Origin of the sequence: Streptomyces sp. 2P-4 (assembly GCF_030167965.1) — a bacterium.
In the GTDB taxonomy this organism is placed as follows: domain Bacteria; phylum Actinomycetota; class Actinomycetes; order Streptomycetales; family Streptomycetaceae; genus Streptomyces; species Streptomyces globosus_A.
In genome coordinates this window covers 4,020,134-4,040,955 of the sequence record NZ_CP095011.1, presented here as the reverse complement: position 1 = coordinate 4,040,955, position 20,822 = coordinate 4,020,134, and the positions used below count along the sequence as shown (strand labels likewise).

The following is a 20,822-nucleotide window of genomic DNA, read 5'->3' as shown; positions in this document are numbered from 1 at the left end:
GCACTCTCACTCGTAGAGTGCTAACGCCAATGATTAGCACTCGACCCCCGCGAGTGCAAGCGGCTTCCCGCCATCCCCGGCCACCGCAGGCGACACGCCCGCCGCGGCGCCGGCGGCAGGGCGGGCGGCAGGGCGGCCCCGTCCCGGAACACACGGAGGGCCCGCACCCCTCCTCAGGATGCGGACCCTCGTGTATGCGTCGGTGGTCGATCGCGCCGGGACTAGACGGCGAGCTTGACCATGTCCGCCTGCGGACCCTTCTGGCCCTGCGAGATCTCGAACTCGACCCGCTGACCCTCTTCAAGGGTGCGGTACCCGTCCATCTGGATGGCGCTGTAGTGGACGAACACATCCGCACCACCGTCGACCGCGATGAAGCCGTAGCCCTTCTCCGCGTTGAACCACTTGACGGTGCCCTGAGCCATGCCTAACTCCCCTATTACTGGCCCTTGCGCAGGACCGCACTTCGCGGTCCCGGGTCAGAACTTGCGCCGGAACGCCTCGACCGCGGCTGAATGTATCTGCACCGGTGCTGTCTGCAACAGGTCAATCCGACGAGAAATCCGGTCACACCGAAAGCGGAAAATAGGCCGAAAATTTGTCATATTCCCGGGCAACTCGGACCTGGCATAACGCGCCAAAGCCTCATAACGCACCCGCACATTGACTCAATGTCACCCATCACGCGACCCGTACATATGCGGCGGGCAAGAACAGCGGAGGGGACTTCCCCAACTCTACCGCGCCCAACCAAGCAGAATTACCCCCTCCGCTTTTACCGGAGGGGGTAATCGGGGCCGTGCGCGTGCGAACGGGTGCGGGGGGACGGGTCAGCAGCCGCCGGCGACGGCCGGGATGATGGACACGCCCGCGCCGTCCGGCGTCGCCGCCTCCAGACCGCCCTCGAAGCGGACGTCGTCGTCGTTGACGTACACGTTCACGAAGCGGCGCAGCTTGCCCTGGTCGTCCAGGACGCGCGCGGCGATCCCGGGGTGGTTCGCCTCCAGCGACGCGATGACCTCGGCGAGGGTGGCGCCCTCGGCGGGCACCTCGGCCTGGCCGCCGGTGTAGGTGCGCAGGATGGTGGGGATGCGGACGTTGACGCTCATGGCGCTTCTGCCTTTCCGGGCGCGGGGTGCAGCGGGGTGCAGGGGAGGGTCAGGCCAGGCCGGCGGCGCGGAACGCGTCCAGGCTCGGGCGGATCACGGCGGTCTGCCCGCTGTCCGCGGCCACCGCCTCCAGGGTCTTCAGGCCGTCGCCGGTGTTGAGGACGACGGTGGTCAGCGAGGGGTCGAGCTGCCCGTTCTCGATCAGCTTCTTCGTCACGCCGACGGTCACGCCGCCCGCGGTCTCCGCGAAGATGCCCTCGGTCCGGGCCAGGATCCTGATGGCCTCGACGACCTGCTCGTCCGTGACGTCCTCGACGTAGCCTCCGGTGCGGCGCGCGATGTCCAGCACGTACGGTCCGTCCGCCGGGTTGCCGATCGCGAGGGACTTCGCGATCGTGTTCGGCTTCTGCGGGCGGACCACGTCGTGGCCGGCCTTGAACGCGGTCGACACCGGGGAGCAGCCCTCGGCCTGCGCACCGAAGATCTTGTACGGCCGGTCCTCGACCAGGCCCAGCTTCACGAGCTCCTGCAGACCCTTGTCGATCTTGGTGAGCTGGGAGCCGGAGGCGATCGGCACCACGATCTGGTCGGGCAGCCGCCAGCCGAGCTGCTCGCAGATCTCGTACGCCAGCGTCTTCGAGCCCTCGCCGTAGTAGGGGCGCAGGTTGACGTTGACGAAGCCCCAGCCCTCGCCCAGCGGGTCTCCGATGAGCTCGGAGCAGAAGCGGTTCACGTCGTCGTAGTTGCCCTCGATGCCGACGAGGTCGCCGCCGTACACGCCGGCCATGACGACCTTGCCCTGCTCCAGGTCGTGCGGGATGAACACGCAGGAGCGGAAGCCGGCGCGCGCCGCGGCGGCGCCGACGGCGCCGGCCAGGTTGCCCGTGGAGGAGCAGGACAGGGTGGTGAAGCCGAAGGCGCGGGCGGCCTCGACCGCGATCGCGACGACGCGGTCCTTGAAGGAGTGCGTCGGGTTGCCGGAGTCGTCCTTGACGTACAGCTTGCCGGTGACGCCCAGCTCCTTGGCCAGGTTCTCGGCGTCGACGAGCTTGGTGAAGCCCGGGTTCAGGCTCGGCTTGGAGGCCACGTCCGTGGGGACGGGCAGCAGCGGGGCGTAGCGCCAGATGTTGTGCGGGCCGGCCTCGATCGCCGCGCGCAGCGCCTCCGGGTCGCCGGCCGGCAGCTCGTACGCGACTTCGAGGGGCCCGAAGCACTCGGCGCAGGCGAAGATGGGTCCGAGCTCGAAGCGGGTGCCGCACTCGCGACAGGAGAGCCCGGCCGCGGGGCCGAGGTCCACGGAGGACGCAGAAGCGGAGGTTCCGGCGGAAGGTACGGCAACGGTCTGTGCAGCCATGATCGGCGAGGCCCTTTCTCCTCATCTTCCCCATGGCGCACTTCGCCATGAGACGGAATTGGCACCTTCCCTAGCCGGGGACCTCGCTGCTGCTGCGCGCAGTGGCGGGAAACCGACTGGAGGGTTGCCGGGGCTTCAACGGGCCGTGTCCCTCTGCCCCTCTGGATGAGCGGTATGGCGCGGGGCGCGCGCTCGACGGCGCACCCCGGCATTTGTCGGAAGGACCCCCGGCATGCGGCGGCCCTTCGCGTTGTTCAAGACTGTAACCGAAGCTCCGAGCGGTTGAGACAGCCGTCCGAAGCGCGAGATGGATCACTTTTCGGCCGGACCGGCCGAGGGAAGCAGGGAGAGCCGAACGTGCTGGAAGAGGTGGAGCGCTGGCTCGCGGACCGCTCCTGGTCCGTGGCCGACCGGCCGCTCGACCAGCTGCTGGCCGCCAAACGCGCGGCCGGCACCACGGTCAGTGTCGTCCTGCCCGCCCTCGACGAGGAGGCGACCGTCGGCGACATCGTCGAGGTCATCCGGCGCGAACTCGTCGACGGACTGCCGTACCCGCTCGTCGACGAGCTGGTCGTCGTCGACTCCGGGTCCGCCGACCGCACTGCCGAGGTCGCCGCGAAGGCCGGCGCCACCGTCGTCCACCGCGACGACATCCTGCCCCGCATCCCGGCCGTCCCCGGCAAGGGCGAGGTGCTGTGGCGCTCACTGCTGGCCACCTCCGGGGACGTCGTCTGCTTCGTCGACGCCGACCTGCGCGACTTCTCCGCCGCGTTCGTCACCGGCATCGTCGGCCCGCTGCTGACCGAGCCGGACGTCCAGTTCGTCAAGGCCATGTACGACCGCCCCCTCGGCGACGCCCCCGGCCAGGGCGGCCGCGTCACCGAGCTCGTCGCCCGCCCCCTGCTCAACCTGCACTGGCCGCGGCTCGCCGGCTTCGTCCAGCCCCTCGGCGGCGAGTACGCCGTCCGCCGCAGCCTGCTGGAGCGGCTGCCGTTCCCCGTCGGCTACGGCGTCGAGCTGGGCCTCCTCGTCGACGCGCTGCACACCGTCGGGCTCGACGCGCTCGCCCAGGTCGACGTCGGCGTACGGCTCCACCGGCACCAGGACGGGCAGGCGCTGGGCCGGATGGCCGCCGCGATCTACCGCACCGCGGAGCTGCGGCTCTCCCGCGGGCACTCCCCCGACCACCGCTGGGGGCACCCCCGGCTGCGGCCGGCGCTGACCCAGTTCGAGCGCGGGCCGCACGGCTTCGAGCCGCGCACCCACCCCGTGGACACCGAGGAACGGCCGCCGATGGCCGACATCGAGGAGTACGCGGTCCGACGCGTGGCGTGACGGCAGGCGAACATGGGTGAAACCGGACGTTTGAGCGGGCGCGGGCCGGGCTAGGTTCGCCGCATGGCTTCCCAGGTACTCGTCGCCGCGAACCGCGGTCCGCTCTCCTATGACCTCGACTCCGACGGCACCCTCGGTGCCCGCCGCGGCGGAGGCGGCCTCGTCTCCGGACTGTCGGCCGCCCTGGCCGAACAGCCGGGCGCGCTCTGGATCTGCGCCGCCCTCTCACCGGGCGACCGCGAGGCCGTCCGCCGCGGCGTCGCCGAGCCCGGCGTCCGGATGCTGGACATCGATCCGGACACCTACGACGCCGCGTACAACGGCATCGCCAACTCCGTCCTCTGGTTCACCCACCACCACCTGTACGACATCCCGCGCACCCCCGTCTTCGACGCCGCCTTCCGCCGCCAGTGGGAGGCGTACACCGCCTACAACCGGGCCTTCGCCGAAGCCCTCGCGGAGGAGGCCGGCCGGGGCGCCTGCGTGCTCGTACAGGACTACCACCTCGCCCTCGTCCCCGGGATGCTCCGCGAACTCCGCCCCGACCTGCGCATCGCCCACTTCACGCACACCCCGTGGGCGTCACACGAGTTCCTGCAGATGCTCCCCGACGACATCCGCACCGACCTGCTGTGGGGCATGCTCGGCGCCGACCTGCTGGGCTTCCACACCTGGGCATGGGCGCACTCCTTCCTCGGCTCCGCCCGCCTCGACGACGCGCGGGGCACCGCCGAGCCGGGCATGCCGTCGGGCACGGACGGCGAACGGTACGTCGCGAAGAACCCCAACAGCCCCGTACGGCACCTCCGCACGGACGTGGCGGTCTTCCCCCTCGGCGTCGACGCCGACGAACTGCGGCGGCTCGCCGGCCGGCCCGAGGTCGACGAGCGGCTCGCCGAGCTGCGGGCCGCGATCGGCGACCGCAGGACGATCGTCCGCGTGGACCGCACGGAACTGTCCAAGAACATCGTCCGCGGCCTGCTGGCCTACCGGGAGCTCCTGGCGACCCGGCCCGAATGGCACGGCCGCGTCGTCCACCTCGCGTCCGCGTACCCGTCCCGGCAGGACCTCCCCGAGTACCGGGCGTACACGCAGGCGGTCCGCGACCTGGCGGCGGAGATCAACGCGGAGTACGGCACGCCCGCCTGGGAGCCGGTACTCCTGTCCGTCCAGGACGACTTCGCCCGCTCGCTCGCGCTCTACCGCATGGCGGACGTCGCCCTCGTCAACCCGGTCCGCGACGGCATGAACCTCGTCGCGAAGGAGATCCCCGTCATCTCGGAGGCCGGCTGCGCGCTGGTCCTGTCGACGGGGGCGGGCGCGTACGGCGAACTCCGCGCGGACGCGCTGACGGTGAACCCGTACGACGTCTCGGCGACGGCGGAGGCCCTGCACGCCGCCCTGACGATGCCGGCGGAGGATCGTGCGGCCCGCACGAAGCGCCTGGCCACGGCCGCGACGTCCCTGCCGCCCGCGGCCTGGTTCACCACGCAGCTGACGGCGCTCCGCGCCGTGCCGAACTGAGCCCCGGGTCCCCGAGCCGCGGCCCCGGCCCGGCCCCGGCCTCCGGCCCCCGGCCCGGACGGGGCACCGGGTGGCCCCGGGGCGGTGGTCGGGGGGCGCCGGCACGGGGGCGGTGGGCCGCTGCGCGGAGCGCTCCCCTCCCCGCCCCTTCCCGAAACCGGGCTGCGCCCGGACCCCTTGCGGGGGCTCCGCCCCCACACCCCCGCGCCTCAAACGCCGGCGAGGCTGATCACGCCCGCCACACCCAGCCCCGCCGGCGCTTGAGGCGCGGGGTTCGGGGCGGAGCCCCGGAAGGGGCCGCGGGCGGGCCCGCTAGAGGGCGGTGGCCAGGGCCGCCAGGAAGGCCGTGACCGCGGCGGGGCCGGGGAGGACCAGGTCGGCCCGCGCCGCGAGCTCCGGCACCTCCTCCGAGCCGCTGCACACCAGCAGCCCCGGCAGCCCCTCGGCCCGCCTCTTCTCGACGGCCGCGTACGCGGCGAGGTCGCCGAGGTCGTCCCCGGCGTACAGCACCGTCTCGGCGCCCGTCTCCGCGAGGTACTCCGTCAGGGCGACGCCCTTGTCCATCCCCGGAGGCCGCAGCTCCAGCACGGCCCGCCCCGGCTCGACGATGAGCCCGTGCCGGGCGGCCAGCTCGGCGAGCGGCCCGCGCAGGGCGGCGAACGCCGCGGCCGGGTCCTCGGCGCGCCGGGTGTGGACGGCGAGGGCGCGGCCCTTCTCCTCGATCCAGGTGCCGTGCCAGGCGCCGACGGAGTGCAGGAACCCGGGCAGTTCGGCCCGTACGGCGGCGACGCCGGGGTGTTCGGCCGGGGCGTGGACGCTGCCGCTGACGGCGTCCCACCGCTCGGCCCCGTAGTGCCCGAGCACCACCAGGTGCTCCAGCCCGGCGACCCCGGCGAAGCCCCCGAGGCGCACGGCGACGCCCGCCGGCCGGCCGGTGACGACGGCGACGGAGCCGACGCGCGGGGCGAGGGCGGCGAGCGCCGGGACGGCGTCGGGGTGGGCGCGGGCCTGGTCGGGGTCGGGGACGATGTCGGCGAGTGTGCCGTCGAAGTCGAGGGCGACCACGCTGCGGCGCGGGTCGCCGAGCAGGGCCGCGAGTCCCTCGCGGCCGGCGGCGGTGACGGGCATCGGCAGGTCGTGCGGATGGCTCCCCATACGGACGACCCTAACGGCCGACCGGGACGACGGCTACGGCGCCCCCGGGGGGCGCCGTCAGCGGCGGGCTCGGCGCGCGTCGCGGATGCGGCGGAGGCGGTTGACCGTGCCGGGGGCGTGCGCGAGGGCGCGCGGGTCGTCCATCAGCGCGTTGAGCAGCTGGTAGTAGCGGACCGGGGTCATCCCCAGCCCCTCCCGTATCGCGCGCTCCTTCGCGCCCGGCCCGGGCCAGGCCCGCCCCTCGAAGGCGAGCACAGCGGCTTCGGCGGCCGTGAGCTGCTCTTCGTCCGTCATACGGCCAGATTAACGCCGCCCTCCGACACCCACCGGGGCCGCCAAGCTCGGGGTGGGTGCCGGGGGCGGAGACGATGCGCGCCGCTCAGCGCTTGTCCTCCGCGCGGGCCCGGACCGCGATCTCCTCCAGCACCTTCGCCGGCTGCGCCCCCGGCTGGACCGCCCTGCCGATGTTCTGCTTGACGCTCTCGCTCACCGCGGCCCAGGAGTTCTTGCCGACCGGGTACAGGCGGGAGTTCGGCAGGGCCTGGAGGAAGGGCTTCAGCTGGGCGGTGGCGCCGCCGTTCGCCGCTTCCATCGCGCGGAAGCCGCTGGTGGTGGGGGGGAGGAGGTCGTACTTGCGGGTGAAGGCCGTCACGTTCTTCGAGTCGTACACCCAGTCGAGGAACTTCCCGGACTCCACGCGGTGGCCGTTCTTGAACGCCATGATCCAGTCGGCGACGCCCATGGCCGGCTGCGGGGTGCCGTCGGCGGTCGGCAGCGGCACCATGCCGAACTTCACACCCTTCTCGGCTGCCTGCTTGATCAGGGTGGGGTGGCCGTTGAGCATGCCGACCTCACCGCGCGTGAACGCGTCGAAGGCGGCCTGCCGGTCGGTCTTGCCGGGTTCGGCGGCGCCGGTCAGGCCCTGGCCGACCATCTTGTCGCGCAGGAACTCGAAGGTCCTGACGTTCTCCGCGGAGTCGATCGCGTAGGCCTCTTCGTTGTCGGTGTAGCCGCCGCCGCCCGACAGCATCCACATCATCGTCTCGGCCTGTGCCTCCTCGCGGCCGAGCGGCAGCGCGAACGGCGTCGGCACGCCGGCGGCCTTCAGCTTCTTGGCGGCGGCCTCCAGGTCGGCCCAGCTCTTGGGCTGCCACGGCGTCCTGCCGTCCTTGGGGATGACGCCGGCGTCGGCGAGGAGCTTCTCGTTGTAGAAGAGCAGGCGGGTGCTGGCGACGAAGGGCATGCCGTACTGGGTGCGGCGTACCTTGCCGGCCTCGGCGAGGGGCGCGAGGAAGTCGGCCTCGGTCTGGACGGACAGCAGCTCGTCGGTGGTGTGGAGCTTCCCGGCGGCGGCGTAGTCGGCGTAGGCGCCGATCTGTGCGATGTCGGGGGCCTTGCCCTCCTTGACCATGGCCGCGACCTTGGCGTCGACCTCGGACCAGGAGTAGACGCTGACCTCGACCTTGACGCCGGGGTGGGTCTTCTCGAAGCCGGCGGCGAGGTCCTTCCAGTAGGCGGCCGAGGAGTTCTGGGGATTGTCCCCGTAGTCGGCCGCCACGACCCGGAGGGTCACCTCGTTGTCCCCGACGAGGCTTCCGCAACCGGTCAGCGTCACCGCCAGGCTCAGTGCGGCTCCGGTTGCGGCCAGGCTCAGGTAACGGCCCTTCACAGTTCTCGACACACCCCAGGTTGTACGTACGATCCACGTAAGGTCTACACCACTTTGGCCTCTGGTCCACATTCGGGCACGACTGGTGGCCGGAATTTGTATGGCAGCTCAACAATCCCCTCCAATGGACTAGACCTTTCCCGTCGAAGCGAGCGAGACTGTCACCCGTGAAACCCGTGAAACACGTCATCGCCCTCGATGTGGGCGGCACCGGGATGAAGGCCGCCCTCATCGCCGAGGACGGCACCCTGCTGCACCAGGCGCGCCGTGCCACCGGCCGCGACCGCGGCCCGGAGGCCGTCGTCGCGACGATCCTGGACTTCGCCGCCGAGCTGCACGCGCTGGGCCGCGAGCGCTTCGGGGCGGCCGCCGTCGCGGCCGGCGTCGCCGTCCCCGGCATCGTGGACGCCGACACCGGGACCGCCGTGTACGCCGCCAACCTCGGCTGGCGCGACGTACCGCTGCGCACCCTCCTCGGTGCCCGGCTGGGCTCCCTCCCCGTGGCCCTCGGCCACGACGTGCGCACGGGCGGCCTCGCCGAGGGCCGCATCGGGGCCGGGCGCGGCGCCGACCGCTTCCTGTTCGTCCCCCTCGGAACCGGCATCGCCGGAGCCATCGGCATCGCCGGCCGCATCGAGGCCGGCGCCCACGGCTACGCGGGCGAGATCGGCCACATCGTGGTCCGCCCGGGCGGCCCCGCCTGCGGCTGCGGGCAGCGCGGCTGCCTGGAGACCCTGGCCTCCGCCTCCGCCGTCAGCCGCGCCTGGGCCGCCGCCTGCGGCGACCCCGGCGCCGACGCCGCCGACTGCGCGCGCGCCGTCGCGGCCGGCGAGGCCGCGGCCCGCCGCATCTGGCAGGAGGCGGTCGACGCCCTCGCCGACGGCCTCGTCACCGCGATCACCCTGCTGGACCCCCGCACCCTGATCATCGGCGGCGGGCTCGCCGAGGCGGGGGAAGTCCTGTTCACACCGCTCCGCGCGGCCGTCGAGGAGCGCGTGACGTTCCAGCGGCTGCCCCACATCGTGCCGGCTGCCCTCGGGGACACCGCCGGATGCCTGGGCGCAGGCCTGCTCGCCTGGGACCTACTCGCCACGGAGGTACCTGCCTGATGTCCGGAAGCGCACACAGCACCGTTCTCTCCGGCGCACGGGTGGTGCTGCCCACCGGGATCGTGGCGGGCGGCCGCGTCATCGTCGAGGGCGACCGCATCGCCGGCAGCGCACGCGAGGACGCCTCCGTCGCCGACCTCTCGGGGCACTGGCTCGTCCCCGGCTTCGTCGACATGCACAACCACGGCGGCGGCGGCGCCTCCTTCACCTCCGGCACCGCCGAGGAGGTCCTCCGCGGCGTACGCACCCACCGCGAGCACGGCACGACCACCCTGGTGGCGTCCACCGTCACCGGCGCCCTCGACGAACTGGCCCGCCGCGCCGGGCTCCTCGCCGAGCTCACCCAGCAGGGCGAGATCGCCGGCATCCACTTCGAGGGCCCGTTCATCAACTCCTGCCGCAGGGGCGCGCACAAGGCGGAGCTGCTGCGCGACCCCGACCCGGCCGAGGTCCGCAAGCTCGTCGACGCCGCCCACGGCGCGGCCCGCATGTTCACCCTCGCGACCGAGCTGCCGGGCGGCCTGGACTCCGTACGCCTCCTCGCCGAGCACGGGGTGATCGCCGCGATCGGGCACACCGACTCCACGTACGACCAGACCCGCCAGGCCATCGACGCGGGCGCGACCGTCGCCACCCACCTGTACAACGCCATGCCCGGCATGGAGCACCGCGCGCCCGGCCCGATCGCCGCCCTGCTGGAGGACGAGCGGGTCACCGTCGAGCTCATCAACGACGGCACCCACCTCCACCCGGCCATGCTGGAACTGGCCTTCCACCACGCGGGCGCCCACCGCGTCGCCCTGATCACCGACGCGATGGACGCGGCCGGCTTCGGCGACGGCACCTACCACCTGGGGCCGCTGGAGGTCGAGGTGAAGGACGGCGTGGCCCGTCTCGTCGAGGGCGGCTCCATCGCCGGCTCCACCCTCACCCTGGACACCGCCTTCAAGCGGTCGGTCACCCTGGACCGGCTGCCCGTCGAGTCCGTCGTCCAGGCGATCTCCGCCAACCCGGCCAAACTCCTCGGGCTGTACGACGAGGTGGGCTCCCTGGAGCCCGGAAAGTACGCCGACCTGGTCGTCCTGGACGCCGCGTTCGACCTGAAGGGCGTCATGCGGCGCGGCGAATGGGTCGTCAGGCCCCCGGCCCTGCAGGGCTGAGCCGCCGATCGGGGGGTTCGGCGGCATCGGCGGACGGCGGACGGCCCGCGGGACTGGGCCGTCCGCCCCGTGTTTGACATGATCCCGGCACACACCGAGACCGGGACCTGAAGAACCATGATCCTGACCGTGACGCTGAACACCGCACTCGACGTCACCCACCGCGTGCCCAGGCTGATCCCGCACGCCACCCACCGCGCCGCCGCCGTCACCGAGCGGCCCGGCGGCAAGGGCCTCAACGTCGCCCGCGTCCTGGCCGCGCTCGGCCGGCCGGTGACCGCAACCGGCTTCGCCGGGGGCCGCACCGGCGCCGCCGTCCGCGAACTGCTGGCCGGCTGCCCCGGCCTGACGGACGCCCTGGTCCCCTGCGCGGGCCCGACACGCCGCACCCTGGCCGTCGTCGACGAATCGTCCGGCGACACCACGCAGTTCAACGAACCGGGACCGGTGATCGGCTCCGGGGAGTGGGCGGAGTTCACGGAGCGGTACGGAGCCCTGCTCGCCGGCGCCGAGGCGGTGGCCCTGTGCGGCAGCCTGCCGCCCGGCGTGCCGGTCGGTGCGTACGCGGTCCTCGTACGGGCGGCCCGCGCGGCCGGCGTCCCCGTCCTGCTGGACACCAGCGGCGAAGCCCTGCGCCGCGGCATCGCGGCCCGCCCCGACATGGTCAAGCCGAACGCCGCCGAGGTCGCCGAACTCACCGGCTCCCGCGAACCGGTCCAGGCCGGCCGCGACGCCCGCCGCCGCGGCGCCCACGCAGTGGTCACCTCACTGGGCCCGCAGGGCCTCCTGGCCACCACCCCGGAGGGCACCTGGCAGGCGGCCCCGCCCCGCCCCCTGTCGGGAAACCCGACGGGCGCGGGCGACTCGGCGGTGGCGGGCCTCCTGTCGGGCCTGGTCGAGGGCCTGGACTGGCCGTCCCGCCTGAGCCGCGCGGTCGCCCTGTCCGCGGCGACGGTCCTCGCTCCGGCGGCGGGGGAGTTCGACCCCTGCACGTACGAGGAGCTGCGCAGAAAGGTTTGCGTCACCGGTGGTTGAGTGCTCGTCAACGCGGATGCAGTGCGGCTGACGGCTGCTACATGCGCGCCGGGGCCGGCCCCTCCGCCCAGGCGGAGGGGCCGGCCCCGGGTGGTGGGTCAGCGCTTGCCCCAGCCATGGCCCAGCGACAGCTGGTCGAAGATGGCCTCGCACTGGTTGCCGGCCTCGCACGAGATCTTCATCGTGTTGGTGCCCTTGTTGAGCTTGATGAACGCGTAGGTGCGCGTCCAGCCCTTGTCCCAGGCGCCGGCGTCGGCCTTGGCGAAGTTGGCCAGGTTCAGGGACTGCGTCGGGGTCTGGCCGTTGACCGTCAGAGTGACCTTCGCGTCCTTGCCGGGCACCGCGTAGTTCACGAACAGCGTGTAGTCCCCGCCGTTCGCGATGTCCGCGGTCCAGGTCAGCGCCGCACCGGTCTGGTTGAAGTTGCCGACGTACTGGCCGCCGGCCCCCTTCCCGCCGGGCACCGCGTTCTGCAGCAGGGCGCCGCCGGTCAGGGCCATGCCCGCGCCCGCGGCGTCGCCCTTCGGCAGTTGCACGTCGGGGGAGGCCGAGGGGCTCGGGGCCTCCGACCCGCCGGAGTTCTGCGGCTGCGGCGGCTGCGGCTGGTTCTGGGTGCCGCCCTTGTCGGCGGTGTTCTTGTCACCCGTGTCGCCGAAGGTCAGGGCGGCGCCGATGCCGATCGCGACCGCTGCGACCACGGCGACCGCCGCGATGAGCATGCCGCGCCGGCTCGAACTGCTGCCGCCGCGCCCGCCGCCGCGCGCGGAACGGCCGCCCGAACCGCCTCCCTGCGGCGGCATCGCCGTCGTCGGCTGCTGCGGCGGTGCGTAGCCGCCCGCCTGGAGGGTCTCCGGGGCCTGGTACTGGGCCTGGTAGCCCGGCGGCTGCTGCTGGGGGACGGCGCGCTGGCCGCCATAGGTCCGCTCGCCGACCGTGCGCACCTGGTTGTAGGAGGTGCGGGGGACGCCGGGCTGGCCGCCGACCGTCGGGCCGGGGTAGCTGTAGCCGCCGCCCGGCGGGGGCGGGGATGCTCCGGCAGCCTGGCCGTCCGCGTAGAGGTAGCCGAACGGGTCGTCGTCCTCGGGCTTGTTCGCCCCGCCGTTCGGGCCGTTGTTCGCGGGCGTCGTCATCGCAGGTCACTCCTTTCGACCCCCGGGAGCCTACCCCGAACACGTGCACCCACGGGCGGCCGACGGGGTCAGCCGGCCCGGCGGTGTGCCTTGGACCGGGACCGCTTCTCGATGTACATGCGCTGGTCGGCGGAGCGCAGGACCTCGTCGGCGGACATTCCGCAGCTGGCCCAGCCGATGCCGAAACTCGCTCCGACACGGACGGCGCGGCCGTCCACGCGGATCGGCGGGATGATCGCGTTCCGCAGCCGTACGGCGAGGTCGGCGGCGTCCGCGGCGCCCAGGCCGTCGGCGAGGACGACGAACTCGTCGCCGCCCAGCCGGGCGACGGTGTCGCCGTCCCGGACGCCTGTCGTGAGGCGGCGGGCCACCTCGATCAGGACGGCGTCGCCGGTGTGGTGCCCGAACCGGTCGTTGATCGACTTGAAACCGTCGAGGTCGCAGAACAGGACGGCGAGCCCCTTCGTGCCGTCGTCCACCTCGGAGGCAGGCGCCACCGCGTGCACATGGTGGTCGTACGGGCCGGTCCCCGCGCCGGGCGCGCCCAGCTCGAACGGCTCCGGGTACCCCTCGTGCCGGTACGCGGACCCCCCGCCGGGCCCGACCGCCGCGTCGGCGAAGGCCCCGCCGCCCTCGTACGCGGCGTCGAGGGCCTCCACCGCGCCCGCGCGGACCGCCTGCGGCATGCGGCACAGCCGTGAGGAGAGCCGCGCGCGCAGCTCCGCGCTGTTGGGCAGCCCGGTCAGCGAGTCGTGGCTGGCGCGGTGGGCGAGCTGCAGCTCGTGCCGCTTGCGCTCCTCGATGTCCTCGACGTGGGTCAGCAGGAAGCGCGGCCCGTCCGCGGCGTCCGCGACGACCGAGTTGCGCAGCGACACCCACACGTACGTGCCGTCGCGCCGCCCGAGCCGCAGCTCGGCGCGGCCGCCCTCGGCCGAGGTGCGCAGCAGGGTGCCGATGTCCTCGGGGTGGACGAGGTCGGAGAAGGAGTACCGGCGCAGGACGGAGGCGGGGCGGCCCAGCAGCCGGCACAGGGCGTCGTTGGTGCGCAGCAGCCGCCCGTGCTGGTCGCCGCCCATCTCGGCGATGGCCATGCCGCTGGGCGCGTACTCGAAGGCCTGCCGGAACGACTCCTCGCTGGCGCGCAGCGCCTGCTGCTCGCGCTCCAGGCGGACGAGGGCGCGCTGCATGTTCGCGCGGAGCCGGGCGTTGCTGATCGCGATGGCGGCCTGGAAGGCGTACATCTGCAGGGCCTCGCGGCCCCACGCGCCGGGGCGGCGGCCGTTGCGCGGCCGGTCGACGGAGATCACGCCGAGGAGCTCGCCGCCGGAGGCGTACATCGGCGCGTAGAGCCGGTCCTCGGGGTGCCACTCGTCCTCGAAGCGGGGGTCCGGGCCGTCGGTGTGCCACTGGGGGACGTCGTCCTCCAGCAGGATCCAGCCCTCGGTGTGCGGGATGAAGCGCAGGCCGTCCCAGTTCTCACCCATCGTCAGGCGGCGCTCCCAGGAGCTGCGGGAGCCGACGCGGCCGGTGATGAGCGCTTCCGCCGCGGGGTCGCCGGCGAACGCGGCGACGACGAGGTCACCGTCGGGGCGGACGAGGTTGACGCAGGCGAGCTGGTAGCCGAGGCCGGTGACGATGCCGTCGACGACGGTCTGCAGGGTGTCGGCCAGACTCCTGGCCGTGTTGAGCTCGGCCACCACCCGGTGCAGCTGCCGCAGGGTCGCAAGACGGACGTACGGCTCTGACTCGGTCTCCATCGCTCGCTCTCCCCGAGACCTCGACAGCAACTCCAGTTTTGTCATCGGCGTTTCGTTGCGGTGTCCCGACCACTGAATCACAGTGAGCTGTGCGGCAGGTACACAGGGTCAACAAATCTTGCCGTCTGTGACTCAAGTCACATGAGATGACCGCAGGCGTCCGGTTACGGCTGCCGCAGCGGCGCAGCACTCCCCCCTTCTCCTTCCGGCGGCGGCGCCCGGCGCGCCCGGGGCAGGGCCGGGCCTAGGCCAAGGGTCCGGGGCCGGTTCGGCCCGGGGCCCGATGTGCGCCGTGGGAGGGCGAGACTAGCGTTCCGGACGTGCTGAAGACGACTCCCCTGCCCGCGCCGCCCGCCGCCACCCCGCATCCTGAGGGGGTGAGCCACGACGAGTTCCGCGCCGCGATGAGCAGACTGGCCGCGGGCGTCTGCCTGATCACCTCCCACGAGCCGCCGCTCGCGCCGGGCGGGCCGCCCGGGGAGGACGTCGGCATGACCGCCACCGCCTTCGTGTCGGTCTCGCTGGACCCGCCGCTGGTGCTGGTCAGCGTGCGCGAGGGCTCGCGGATGGACGACCTGCTGGCCGAGCAGCCGCTGTGGGCGGTCTCCGTCCTCGCCGACCACCAGGTCCAGGTCGCGAGCCGCTTCTCGATGAAGGGCCGCATCAGCGACCGGCTGCTCTTCGCCGACCTGCCCTGGGAGCGCGGCGAGCTGTCGGGGTCGCCCCTGCTGACGGACGCCCTGGCCACGCTGGAGTGCCGCACCGAGAACCGGGTCGCGGCCGGCGACCACACGCTCGTCGTGGGGCGCGTCCTCGCGGCCCGGTGCCCCGCGCCGGACGGCGCGCCGCTGGCGTATTTCCGCGGGCGGTACCGGCACCTGGCGCCCTGAAGACGAGGCGGGCGGGCCGGTGGGCGCTCCGGCTGCTACCAGTCGCGGCCCGAGCGGCCCCGCTTGGTCTCGGCGCGGGCCTTCTTCTCCCGCAGCCGCCTCTCGTTGATCCCCTTCGGGATCTTCGTCGCACGGCGCGGCTTCGGCGGCGGTGCGGTCGCCTCCGCGAGCAGGGACGCCATCCGGACCAGCGCCATCTCCCGGTTGCGCAGCTGCGAGCGGTGCTCGGAGGCGCGTACGGACAGGACCCCGTCGACCAGGCGGGACGCGAGCCGCTCCAGGGCCCGCTCCTTCCACACCTCCGGCAGTGCCTTCGACGCGGCGAGGTCGAAGAGCAGCTCGACGCGCGAGTCCGAGGTGTTCACGTGCTGCCCGCCCGGCCCGGAGGAACGCGAGAACCGCCACGAGAGCTCCGCCTCGGGGAGCACGACGGAGCCGCGGATGACATGGGGACCAGGCATGACCCCATGATCCCGCCCCCGCCCGGCCCCCGTCACCCGTATTTCCGGGCCTCCTGCGCCCGCGCGCCGGACCCGCGGCCGGCGACGCGCCGGAACCCGGACGGCCGTACCGGAACCTGCGGGGCACCTCGCCGCGTTATGAAGGACAGCGGTACCTTGACCGCACATCCAGCGGTCAGCGACGAGGAAGGGACACCAGTCACAATGGCAGTAAGCCTGTCCAAGGGCGGCAACGTCTCGCTCACCAAGGAGGCCCCCGGCCTCAGCGCCGTCACGGTCGGCCTCGGCTGGGACGTCCGGACGACGACCGGTGTCGACTTCGACCTCGACGCCTCGGCCATCGCGGTCAACGCGATGGGCAAGGTCGTCTCGGACGGCCACTTCGTCTTCTTCAACAACAAGTCCACCCCGGACCAGAGCATCGTCCACACCGGTGACAACCGCACCGGTGAGGGCGCCGGCGACGACGAGGCGATCAACGTCAACCTGGCCGCCCTCCCGGCCGACGTCGACAAGATCGTCTTCCCGGTCTCGATCTACGACGCCGAGTCCCGCAGCCAGAACTTCGGCCAGGTCCGCAACGCGTACATCCGCGTCGTGAACCAGGCCGGCGGCGCCGAGATCGCCCGCTACGACCTCTCCGAGGACGCGGCCACCGAGACCGCCATGGTCTTCGGCGAGCTCTACCGCAACGGCGCCGAGTGGAAGTTCCGCGCGGTCGGCCAGGGATACGCCTCCGGCCTCGCCGGCATCGCCCAGGACTTCGGCGTCAACGTCTGAGTCCGCCGCGCACCGGACCACGGCGCGGGGCGGCTCCCCCGGATCTCCGGACTTCCGGGCCCCGCCCCGGCTGCCGCGGTCACCGCTCCGGCCCCCTCCCGGCCGTCCGGGGAGGGGTCCGGGGGCGGGGGCGCCGGGCGCCCGGGCGGGGCGCTGTGGTCAGCGGGGGCTGTCCTTGCCGTACAGCCACACGTCCCACACCTGCCGCAGGTCCAGCCCCGTCTGCTTCTCGGCGTACGCGGTGAAGTCCGCGGTGCTCGCGTTCCCGTGCCGCCGCTCGGCCGCCCAGCCGCGCAGCAGCGCCGAGAACGCCGCATCGCCCGCCTCCTGCCGGATCCGGTGCAGCACCATCGCGCCCCGGTGGTAGACCGGATTCCCGGAGATGTCCTCCGGCCCGGGCGGGGACGCCGGCGCGAACGCGTCCCAGTCGGAGTCCGCCGCAGGGTCCACCGCGGTGTCACCGGCCAGGAACGCGTCGAAGCGCTGCTCGGCGGTCGGCCCGCCGTGGTCCTCCGCCCACAGCCACTCCGCGTACGTGGCGAACCCCTCGTTCAGCCACATGTCCTTCCACGACGCCGGCGAGACCGAGTTCCCGAACCACTGGTGCGCCAGCTCGTGCAGCACCAGGTCCTCCGTCGGCGCGCCCGGGAACACCGGCCGCGTCTGCGTCTCCAGCGCGTACTCCAGGCTCCCCGCCGGCAGCACGATCGCACCGCCCGCCGAGAACGGGTACGGCCCGAACCGCGCCGCGCCCCACTCCGTCATCTCCGCCAGCCGCCCCAGCGCGGGCGCGCTCTGCGCCTCCTCGCCGGGAGCGACCGCGGAGTACAGCGGCACCCCGGAGGGCGTCCGCCCCTCCGTCACCCTGAACGTGCCGACCGCGGCCGTGACCAGGTAGCTCGCCACCGGCTCCGGGCTGTGCCACGCGAACGCCGTCCGCCCGTCGCCGGTGTCCGTACGCGAGCGCAGCCGGCCGTTCGAGACGGCCTCGTACCCCTTCGGAACGGTCAGCACCACGTCGTAGGCGGCCTTGTCGCTGGGGTGGTGGTTCCCCGGGAACCACGTCATCGACCCGACCGGCTCACCCACCGCGACCGCCCCGCCGTCCAGGCGGATCCAGCCCTCCGTGGAACCGTCCGGGTCCTTGTGCGGCTTCGGCCTGCCGCTGTAGACGACCTCCGTGCGGAACACCTCGCCCGCCGCCAGGTCGTCGGCCGGCCGCACCGTCAGCTCCGTGCCCGTCCGGTTGAACCGGGCCCCGGCGCCCTGCACCGCGACCCGCTCCACCTTCAGCCCGCTGAAGTCCAGGTTGAACGAGCTCAGCCCCTGCTCCGCCCGCGCCGTGATCACCGCGCGGCCGCGCAGCACCCCGTCCGCCGGGTCGTAGCCCAGGTCCAGCCCGTAGTGCTCCACCTGGTACCCGCCGTTGCCCGCCTTCGGGAAGTACGCGTCCCGCAGCCCCGACGCGCCCGGCCGGCCCTGCACCGTCTCCGCCGTACACCCCGTCCCCGCGACGAGGAGCGCGGCGGAGGCCAGGACGGCGAGACGGGAGAGCGTACGGGTATCCACAGCCACGATCTTATGGGGTTGTATGTGCGCAACGGTCCGATTCGGCCGCGGCCCTGGGCCTCCGCCCGGCGCCGCGGCCGCACCCGCCGGACGCCTACTTCGCCAGCGCGTCCACGCCCGCCTTCGCGTACTTCTCGTCCAGCTCGCCGCTCGGCGCACCGGCCACACCGATGCCCGCCACCGGCGCGCCCTCCGCCTGCACCGGCACACCGCCGCCGAGGAACAGCGTCCCCGGGATGTCCTTCAGGTTCGGGGCCTGCGCCAGCCGGCCCGCCAGCACCGACGTCGGCGCGTTCCAGGCCACCGCCGTGAACGCCTTGCGCTCCGCCGACTCGTACGACTGCGGGCCCGCGCCGTCACCGCGCAGCGTCACGATCGTGTTGCCGTTGCGGTCCACCACCGCGACCGTCACCCGCTGGTTCTCCTTGCGCGCCGCCTCCAGCGCCGCCTGCGCCGCACGCGCCGCCGCGTCGACCGTCAGGTGCGTCGTCGTCGTGAACGCCTTGCCGTCCACCGCACCGTCCTTCTTCGCCGGGGCCGCGGCGGCCGCCGCCGGCGCCGACTGCGCCGCGTTGGCGCTCACCGCGCCGAACGTGCCGGCGCCGAGCGCGACGACGAGGGCGGTACCGGTCAGAACACGGGTGCGGGTCTTCATCTCTGCTGCTCCTGGGATCGTCGACGGCCGCGCCGCTGCGCCGGCCGCCGCTGCCGGACGCCGTGCGCCGGCCCGTCGGGACACCTCCAGCCTCAGCCCGCACCCCCCTCCCCCACGTCCCCGTACCGGCTCGCCTCCCCGCCCGGACCGGACGACCCCCAGGTCGTCCGATCGGCTGATGCGCGCCCGCCCGCCCTCCCGTTGGCTGGAGGCGCCACCGCCCGCCACCGGGCACGATGGAGCCGAGCAGCCACGCCCCACCGGGAGCCCGCCGTGACCACCCACCCCCGCCCCGCCCCCGCACGCGAAGGCGGCACCCGGATGCTGGCGGCGGTCATGCACACCGCCTTCTTCCTCCTCCTCGCCGCCTCCGTCGCCCGCTACCTGCTGCGCCACCCCGGCTCCCCCGACACCCCGTGGATCATCGCCCTCGGCTTCGCGCTCGCCCTCCTGTACGTCCTCGGCCCCGCCCTCGGCGCCGCCCCCACCCTGCGCCGCCTCGTCTGGCTCGGCCTCGTCACCGCCACCTGGGCCGTCCTCGTCGATCTCGCCCCCAGCTTCGCCTGGTGCGCCGTCCCCCTCTTCTTCACCGCCCTGCGCACCCTCCCGCCGCGCGCCGCGATCGTCCTCGTCGCCACCCTCACCGCGTTCGTCGTCGCCGCGCAGCTCCGGCTCGCCGACGAGTTCGACCCCAACCTCCTCGTCGCCCCGCCCGCCGTCGCCGCGCTCGCCACCGCCGTCTTCGTCCACATGGAACGCCAGGCCGAAGCCCAGCGGACCCTCATCGACGACCTCCTGCGCACCCGCCGCGAACTCGCCGCCACCGAACGCCGCGAAGGCACCCTCGCCGAACGCCAGCGCCTCTCCATGGAGATCCACGACACCCTCGCCCAGCACCTCTCCAGCCAGCAGATGCTCCTCCAGGCCGCAGACCGCGTATGGGACGCCGACCCGGCCACCGCCCGCGCCCACGTCCGCACCGCCAACGGCATCGCCGCCCGCGGCCTCGCCGAGGCCCGCCGCCTCGTCCACGACCTCGCCCCCACCGAACTCGCCGGCGGCGCCGACCTCCCCGCAGCCCTCCGCACCCTCGACGCCGGACCCGGCGTCGCCGTCCGCTTCCACCTCGAAGGGACGCCCGTCCCGCTCCCCGACCGCGTCCAGTCGGCCCTGCTCCGCGTGGCCCAGGGCGCCCTCGCCAACATCCGCGAGCACTCCGGCGCCCGCACCGCCGCCCTCACCCTCACCTACCTCGGCGACCAGGTCGTCCTCGACATCGCCGACGACGGCCGCGGCTTCCCCGCCGCCGGCGCCCCCCGCACCGCCCGCCCCGCCCCCGGGCCCGACGCCGGGCGCGGCCACGGACTCCCCGCCATGCGCGCCCGCCTCGGCCGGCTCGGCGGCACCCTCACCGTCGAATCCACCCCGGGCGAGGGCACCGTCCTCTCCGCCGCCATCCCCCTGGAGCACCGCCCATGACGACCCTCCTCCTCTGCGACGACCACGCCGTCGTCCGGGCCGGCCTCCTCGCCCTCCTCGCCAGCGCCCCCGGCATCGACGTCCTCGGCGAAGCAGGCAGCGGGGAGGAGGCCGTCGCCCTCGCCGCCCGCCTCCGCCCCGACGTCGTCCTCATGGACCTCCAGCTCGGCGAGGGCATCGACGGCGTCGAAGCCACCCGCCGCATCACCGCCGCCCCGAACCCGCCCCACGTCCTCGTCCTCACCACCTACGACACCGACGCCGACATCACCCGCGCCATCGGCGCCGGAGCCACCGGTTACCTCCTCAAAGCCGAACGCCCCGAGGAGCTCTTCGCCGCCATCCACGCCGCCGCCCAGGGGCGCACCACCCTCTCCGCCCCCGTCGCCGGCCGCGTCATGGCCGCCATGCGCGGCACCCGCCCCACCCTCACCGACCGCGAACTCGACATCCTCGGCCAACTCGCCCGCGGCCTCGGCAACCGCGACATCGCCCGCGCCCTGTTCATCAGCGAGGCCACGGTGAAGACCCACCTGGGCCGCATCTACGACAAACTCGGCGTCGACACCCGCGCAGGCGCCGTCTCGGTGGCCAAGGAACAACGCCTCCTCCCCTGACCGGGAGACGCGCGGCCGGCCCGCATCCGGAACG

Annotated in this window: 20 protein-coding genes and 1 riboswitch; of the genes, 9 read left to right on the top strand and 11 right to left on the bottom strand. The window is 73.7% G+C overall.

Annotated elements, in window-relative coordinates; translation table 11 throughout:
- Window positions 1-221: 221 nt before the first annotated feature.
- The 3 genes from MUK52_RS17855 to thrC form a co-directional block, all read right to left on the bottom strand.
- Window positions 222-425, bottom strand: a complete 204-nt coding sequence (locus MUK52_RS17855; protein ID WP_005315736.1) for a cold-shock protein — start codon at window positions 423-425, stop codon at window positions 222-224.
- Between the two features lie 405 nt (window positions 426-830).
- Window positions 831-1,109: a MoaD/ThiS family protein gene (locus MUK52_RS17850; protein ID WP_114058066.1), complete on the bottom strand. Its 279-nt coding sequence runs from the start codon at window positions 1,107-1,109 to the stop codon at window positions 831-833.
- A gap of 49 nt (window positions 1,110-1,158) precedes the next feature.
- Window positions 1,159-2,463, bottom strand: a complete 1,305-nt coding sequence (gene thrC, locus MUK52_RS17845; protein ID WP_114058067.1) for a threonine synthase — start codon at window positions 2,461-2,463, stop codon at window positions 1,159-1,161.
- 18 nt (window positions 2,464-2,481) lie between these two features.
- Window positions 2,482-2,635, bottom strand: a riboswitch (SAM riboswitch).
- A 185-nt stretch (window positions 2,636-2,820) separates the two neighbouring features.
- Here thrC and MUK52_RS17840 point away from each other — a divergent pair.
- Complete coding sequence (locus MUK52_RS17840; protein WP_284578177.1) at window positions 2,821-3,798, top strand: glucosyl-3-phosphoglycerate synthase; 978 nt, start codon at window positions 2,821-2,823, stop codon at window positions 3,796-3,798.
- Between the two features lie 63 nt (window positions 3,799-3,861).
- Entirely contained in the window at window positions 3,862-5,322 is a 1,461-nt protein-coding gene (locus tag MUK52_RS17835) for an alpha,alpha-trehalose-phosphate synthase (UDP-forming) (RefSeq protein ID WP_284578175.1), read from the top strand.
- A 312-nt stretch (window positions 5,323-5,634) separates the two neighbouring features.
- Here the strand turns inward: MUK52_RS17835 and otsB are convergent, their stop codons facing one another.
- From otsB to MUK52_RS17820, 3 genes are all read right to left on the bottom strand, one after another.
- Window positions 5,635-6,477, bottom strand: coding sequence for a trehalose-phosphatase (gene otsB, locus MUK52_RS17830; RefSeq protein WP_114058070.1), 843 nt, complete (start codon window positions 6,475-6,477; stop codon window positions 5,635-5,637).
- 57 nt (window positions 6,478-6,534) lie between these two features.
- The gene (locus tag MUK52_RS17825; RefSeq protein ID WP_114058071.1) at window positions 6,535-6,771 is read right to left on the bottom strand and encodes a DUF3263 domain-containing protein; all 237 of its coding nucleotides are present in this window, start codon (window positions 6,769-6,771) and stop codon (window positions 6,535-6,537) included.
- Window positions 6,772-6,856: 85 nt separating this feature from the next.
- Window positions 6,857-8,158: an extracellular solute-binding protein gene (locus MUK52_RS17820; protein WP_114058072.1), complete on the bottom strand. Its 1,302-nt coding sequence runs from the start codon at window positions 8,156-8,158 to the stop codon at window positions 6,857-6,859.
- A 164-nt stretch (window positions 8,159-8,322) separates the two neighbouring features.
- Here MUK52_RS17820 and MUK52_RS17815 point away from each other — a divergent pair, with 164 nt between their 5' ends.
- The 3 genes from MUK52_RS17815 (at window position 8,323) to MUK52_RS17805 (ending at window position 11,450) form a co-directional block, all read left to right on the top strand.
- On the top strand, window positions 8,323-9,255 hold the full coding sequence (locus tag MUK52_RS17815) for an ROK family protein (RefSeq protein ID WP_284581721.1): 933 nt from the start codon (window positions 8,323-8,325) through the stop codon (window positions 9,253-9,255).
- On the top strand, window positions 9,255-10,415 hold the full coding sequence (gene nagA / locus MUK52_RS17810) for an N-acetylglucosamine-6-phosphate deacetylase (protein ID WP_114058074.1): 1,161 nt from the start codon (window positions 9,255-9,257) through the stop codon (window positions 10,413-10,415). Before MUK52_RS17815 ends, nagA begins: the two co-directional genes overlap by 1 nt.
- Before the next feature lie 117 nt (window positions 10,416-10,532).
- Entirely contained in the window at window positions 10,533-11,450 is a 918-nt protein-coding gene (locus MUK52_RS17805) for a 1-phosphofructokinase family hexose kinase (RefSeq protein ID WP_284578167.1), read from the top strand.
- A 98-nt stretch (window positions 11,451-11,548) separates the two neighbouring features.
- On the opposite strand, the gene MUK52_RS17800 is transcribed toward MUK52_RS17805, so the two are convergent.
- On the bottom strand, window positions 11,549-12,580 hold the full coding sequence (locus tag MUK52_RS17800) for a CBM35 domain-containing protein (protein WP_114058076.1): 1,032 nt from the start codon (window positions 12,578-12,580) through the stop codon (window positions 11,549-11,551).
- 68 nt (window positions 12,581-12,648) lie between these two features.
- Window positions 12,649-14,337 carry a diguanylate cyclase CdgB gene (cdgB, locus tag MUK52_RS17795; protein WP_114058077.1) on the bottom strand — a complete coding sequence of 563 codons (1,689 nt, stop codon included), beginning with the start codon at window positions 14,335-14,337 and terminating at the stop codon, window positions 12,649-12,651.
- 320 nt (window positions 14,338-14,657) lie between these two features.
- On the opposite strand from cdgB, the gene MUK52_RS17790 reads away from it, so the two are divergent.
- Window positions 14,658-15,227: a flavin reductase family protein gene (locus MUK52_RS17790; protein WP_114058078.1), complete on the top strand. Its 570-nt coding sequence runs from the start codon at window positions 14,658-14,660 to the stop codon at window positions 15,225-15,227.
- 35 nt (window positions 15,228-15,262) lie between these two features.
- Here MUK52_RS17790 and arfB read toward each other — a convergent pair whose 3' ends face one another.
- On the bottom strand, window positions 15,263-15,688 hold the full coding sequence (gene arfB / locus MUK52_RS17785) for an alternative ribosome rescue aminoacyl-tRNA hydrolase ArfB (RefSeq protein ID WP_114058079.1): 426 nt from the start codon (window positions 15,686-15,688) through the stop codon (window positions 15,263-15,265).
- 204 nt (window positions 15,689-15,892) lie between these two features.
- Between arfB and MUK52_RS17780 the strand changes: the two genes are divergently transcribed.
- Window positions 15,893-16,468 carry a TerD family protein gene (locus MUK52_RS17780; protein ID WP_114058080.1) on the top strand — a complete coding sequence of 192 codons (576 nt, stop codon included), beginning with the start codon at window positions 15,893-15,895 and terminating at the stop codon, window positions 16,466-16,468.
- Window positions 16,469-16,627: 159 nt separating this feature from the next.
- Here MUK52_RS17780 and MUK52_RS17775 read toward each other — a convergent pair whose 3' ends face one another.
- On the bottom strand, window positions 16,628-18,037 hold the full coding sequence (locus MUK52_RS17775) for a M1 family metallopeptidase (protein ID WP_284578163.1): 1,410 nt from the start codon (window positions 18,035-18,037) through the stop codon (window positions 16,628-16,630).
- 94 nt (window positions 18,038-18,131) lie between these two features.
- The gene (locus MUK52_RS17770; RefSeq protein WP_284578161.1) at window positions 18,132-18,692 is read right to left on the bottom strand and encodes a GlcG/HbpS family heme-binding protein; all 561 of its coding nucleotides are present in this window, start codon (window positions 18,690-18,692) and stop codon (window positions 18,132-18,134) included.
- A gap of 321 nt (window positions 18,693-19,013) precedes the next feature.
- Between MUK52_RS17770 and MUK52_RS17765 the strand changes: the two genes are divergently transcribed.
- Both MUK52_RS17765 and MUK52_RS17760 read left to right on the top strand, forming a co-directional pair.
- Window positions 19,014-20,171, top strand: coding sequence for a sensor histidine kinase (locus tag MUK52_RS17765; RefSeq protein WP_284581720.1), 1,158 nt, complete (start codon window positions 19,014-19,016; stop codon window positions 20,169-20,171).
- Window positions 20,168-20,788, top strand: coding sequence for a response regulator (locus MUK52_RS17760; RefSeq protein ID WP_114058083.1), 621 nt, complete (start codon window positions 20,168-20,170; stop codon window positions 20,786-20,788). The genes MUK52_RS17765 and MUK52_RS17760 overlap by 4 nt, the downstream gene beginning before the upstream one ends.
- The last annotated feature ends 34 nt before the right edge of the window (window positions 20,789-20,822 follow it).

Bases quoted from the DNA above. Each gene is read 5' to 3' on its own strand.
- MUK52_RS17855 (WP_005315736.1), bottom strand. From the start codon at position 425: ATGGCTCAGGGCACCGTCAAGTGGTTCAACGCGGAGAAGGGCTACGGC.
- MUK52_RS17850 (WP_114058066.1), bottom strand. From the start codon at position 1,109: ATGAGCGTCAACGTCCGCATCCCCACCATCCTGCGCACCTACACCGGC.
- thrC (WP_114058067.1), bottom strand. From the start codon at position 2,463: ATGGCTGCACAGACCGTTGCCGTACCTTCCGCCGGAACCTCCGCTTCT.
- MUK52_RS17835 (WP_284578175.1), top strand. From the start codon at position 3,862: ATGGCTTCCCAGGTACTCGTCGCCGCGAACCGCGGTCCGCTCTCCTAT.
- otsB (WP_114058070.1), bottom strand. From the start codon at position 6,477: ATGGGGAGCCATCCGCACGACCTGCCGATGCCCGTCACCGCCGCCGGC.
- MUK52_RS17825 (WP_114058071.1), bottom strand. From the start codon at position 6,771: ATGACGGACGAAGAGCAGCTCACGGCCGCCGAAGCCGCTGTGCTCGCC.
- nagA (WP_114058074.1), top strand. From the start codon at position 9,255: ATGTCCGGAAGCGCACACAGCACCGTTCTCTCCGGCGCACGGGTGGTG.
- MUK52_RS17805 (WP_284578167.1), top strand. From the start codon at position 10,533: ATGATCCTGACCGTGACGCTGAACACCGCACTCGACGTCACCCACCGC.
- MUK52_RS17800 (WP_114058076.1), bottom strand. From the start codon at position 12,580: ATGACGACGCCCGCGAACAACGGCCCGAACGGCGGGGCGAACAAGCCC.
- cdgB (WP_114058077.1), bottom strand. From the start codon at position 14,337: ATGGAGACCGAGTCAGAGCCGTACGTCCGTCTTGCGACCCTGCGGCAG.
- arfB (WP_114058079.1), bottom strand. From the start codon at position 15,688: ATGCCTGGTCCCCATGTCATCCGCGGCTCCGTCGTGCTCCCCGAGGCG.
- MUK52_RS17780 (WP_114058080.1), top strand. From the start codon at position 15,893: ATGGCAGTAAGCCTGTCCAAGGGCGGCAACGTCTCGCTCACCAAGGAG.
- MUK52_RS17770 (WP_284578161.1), bottom strand. From the start codon at position 18,692: ATGAAGACCCGCACCCGTGTTCTGACCGGTACCGCCCTCGTCGTCGCG.
- MUK52_RS17765 (WP_284581720.1), top strand. From the start codon at position 19,014: ATGCTGGCGGCGGTCATGCACACCGCCTTCTTCCTCCTCCTCGCCGCC.
- MUK52_RS17760 (WP_114058083.1), top strand. From the start codon at position 20,168: ATGACGACCCTCCTCCTCTGCGACGACCACGCCGTCGTCCGGGCCGGC.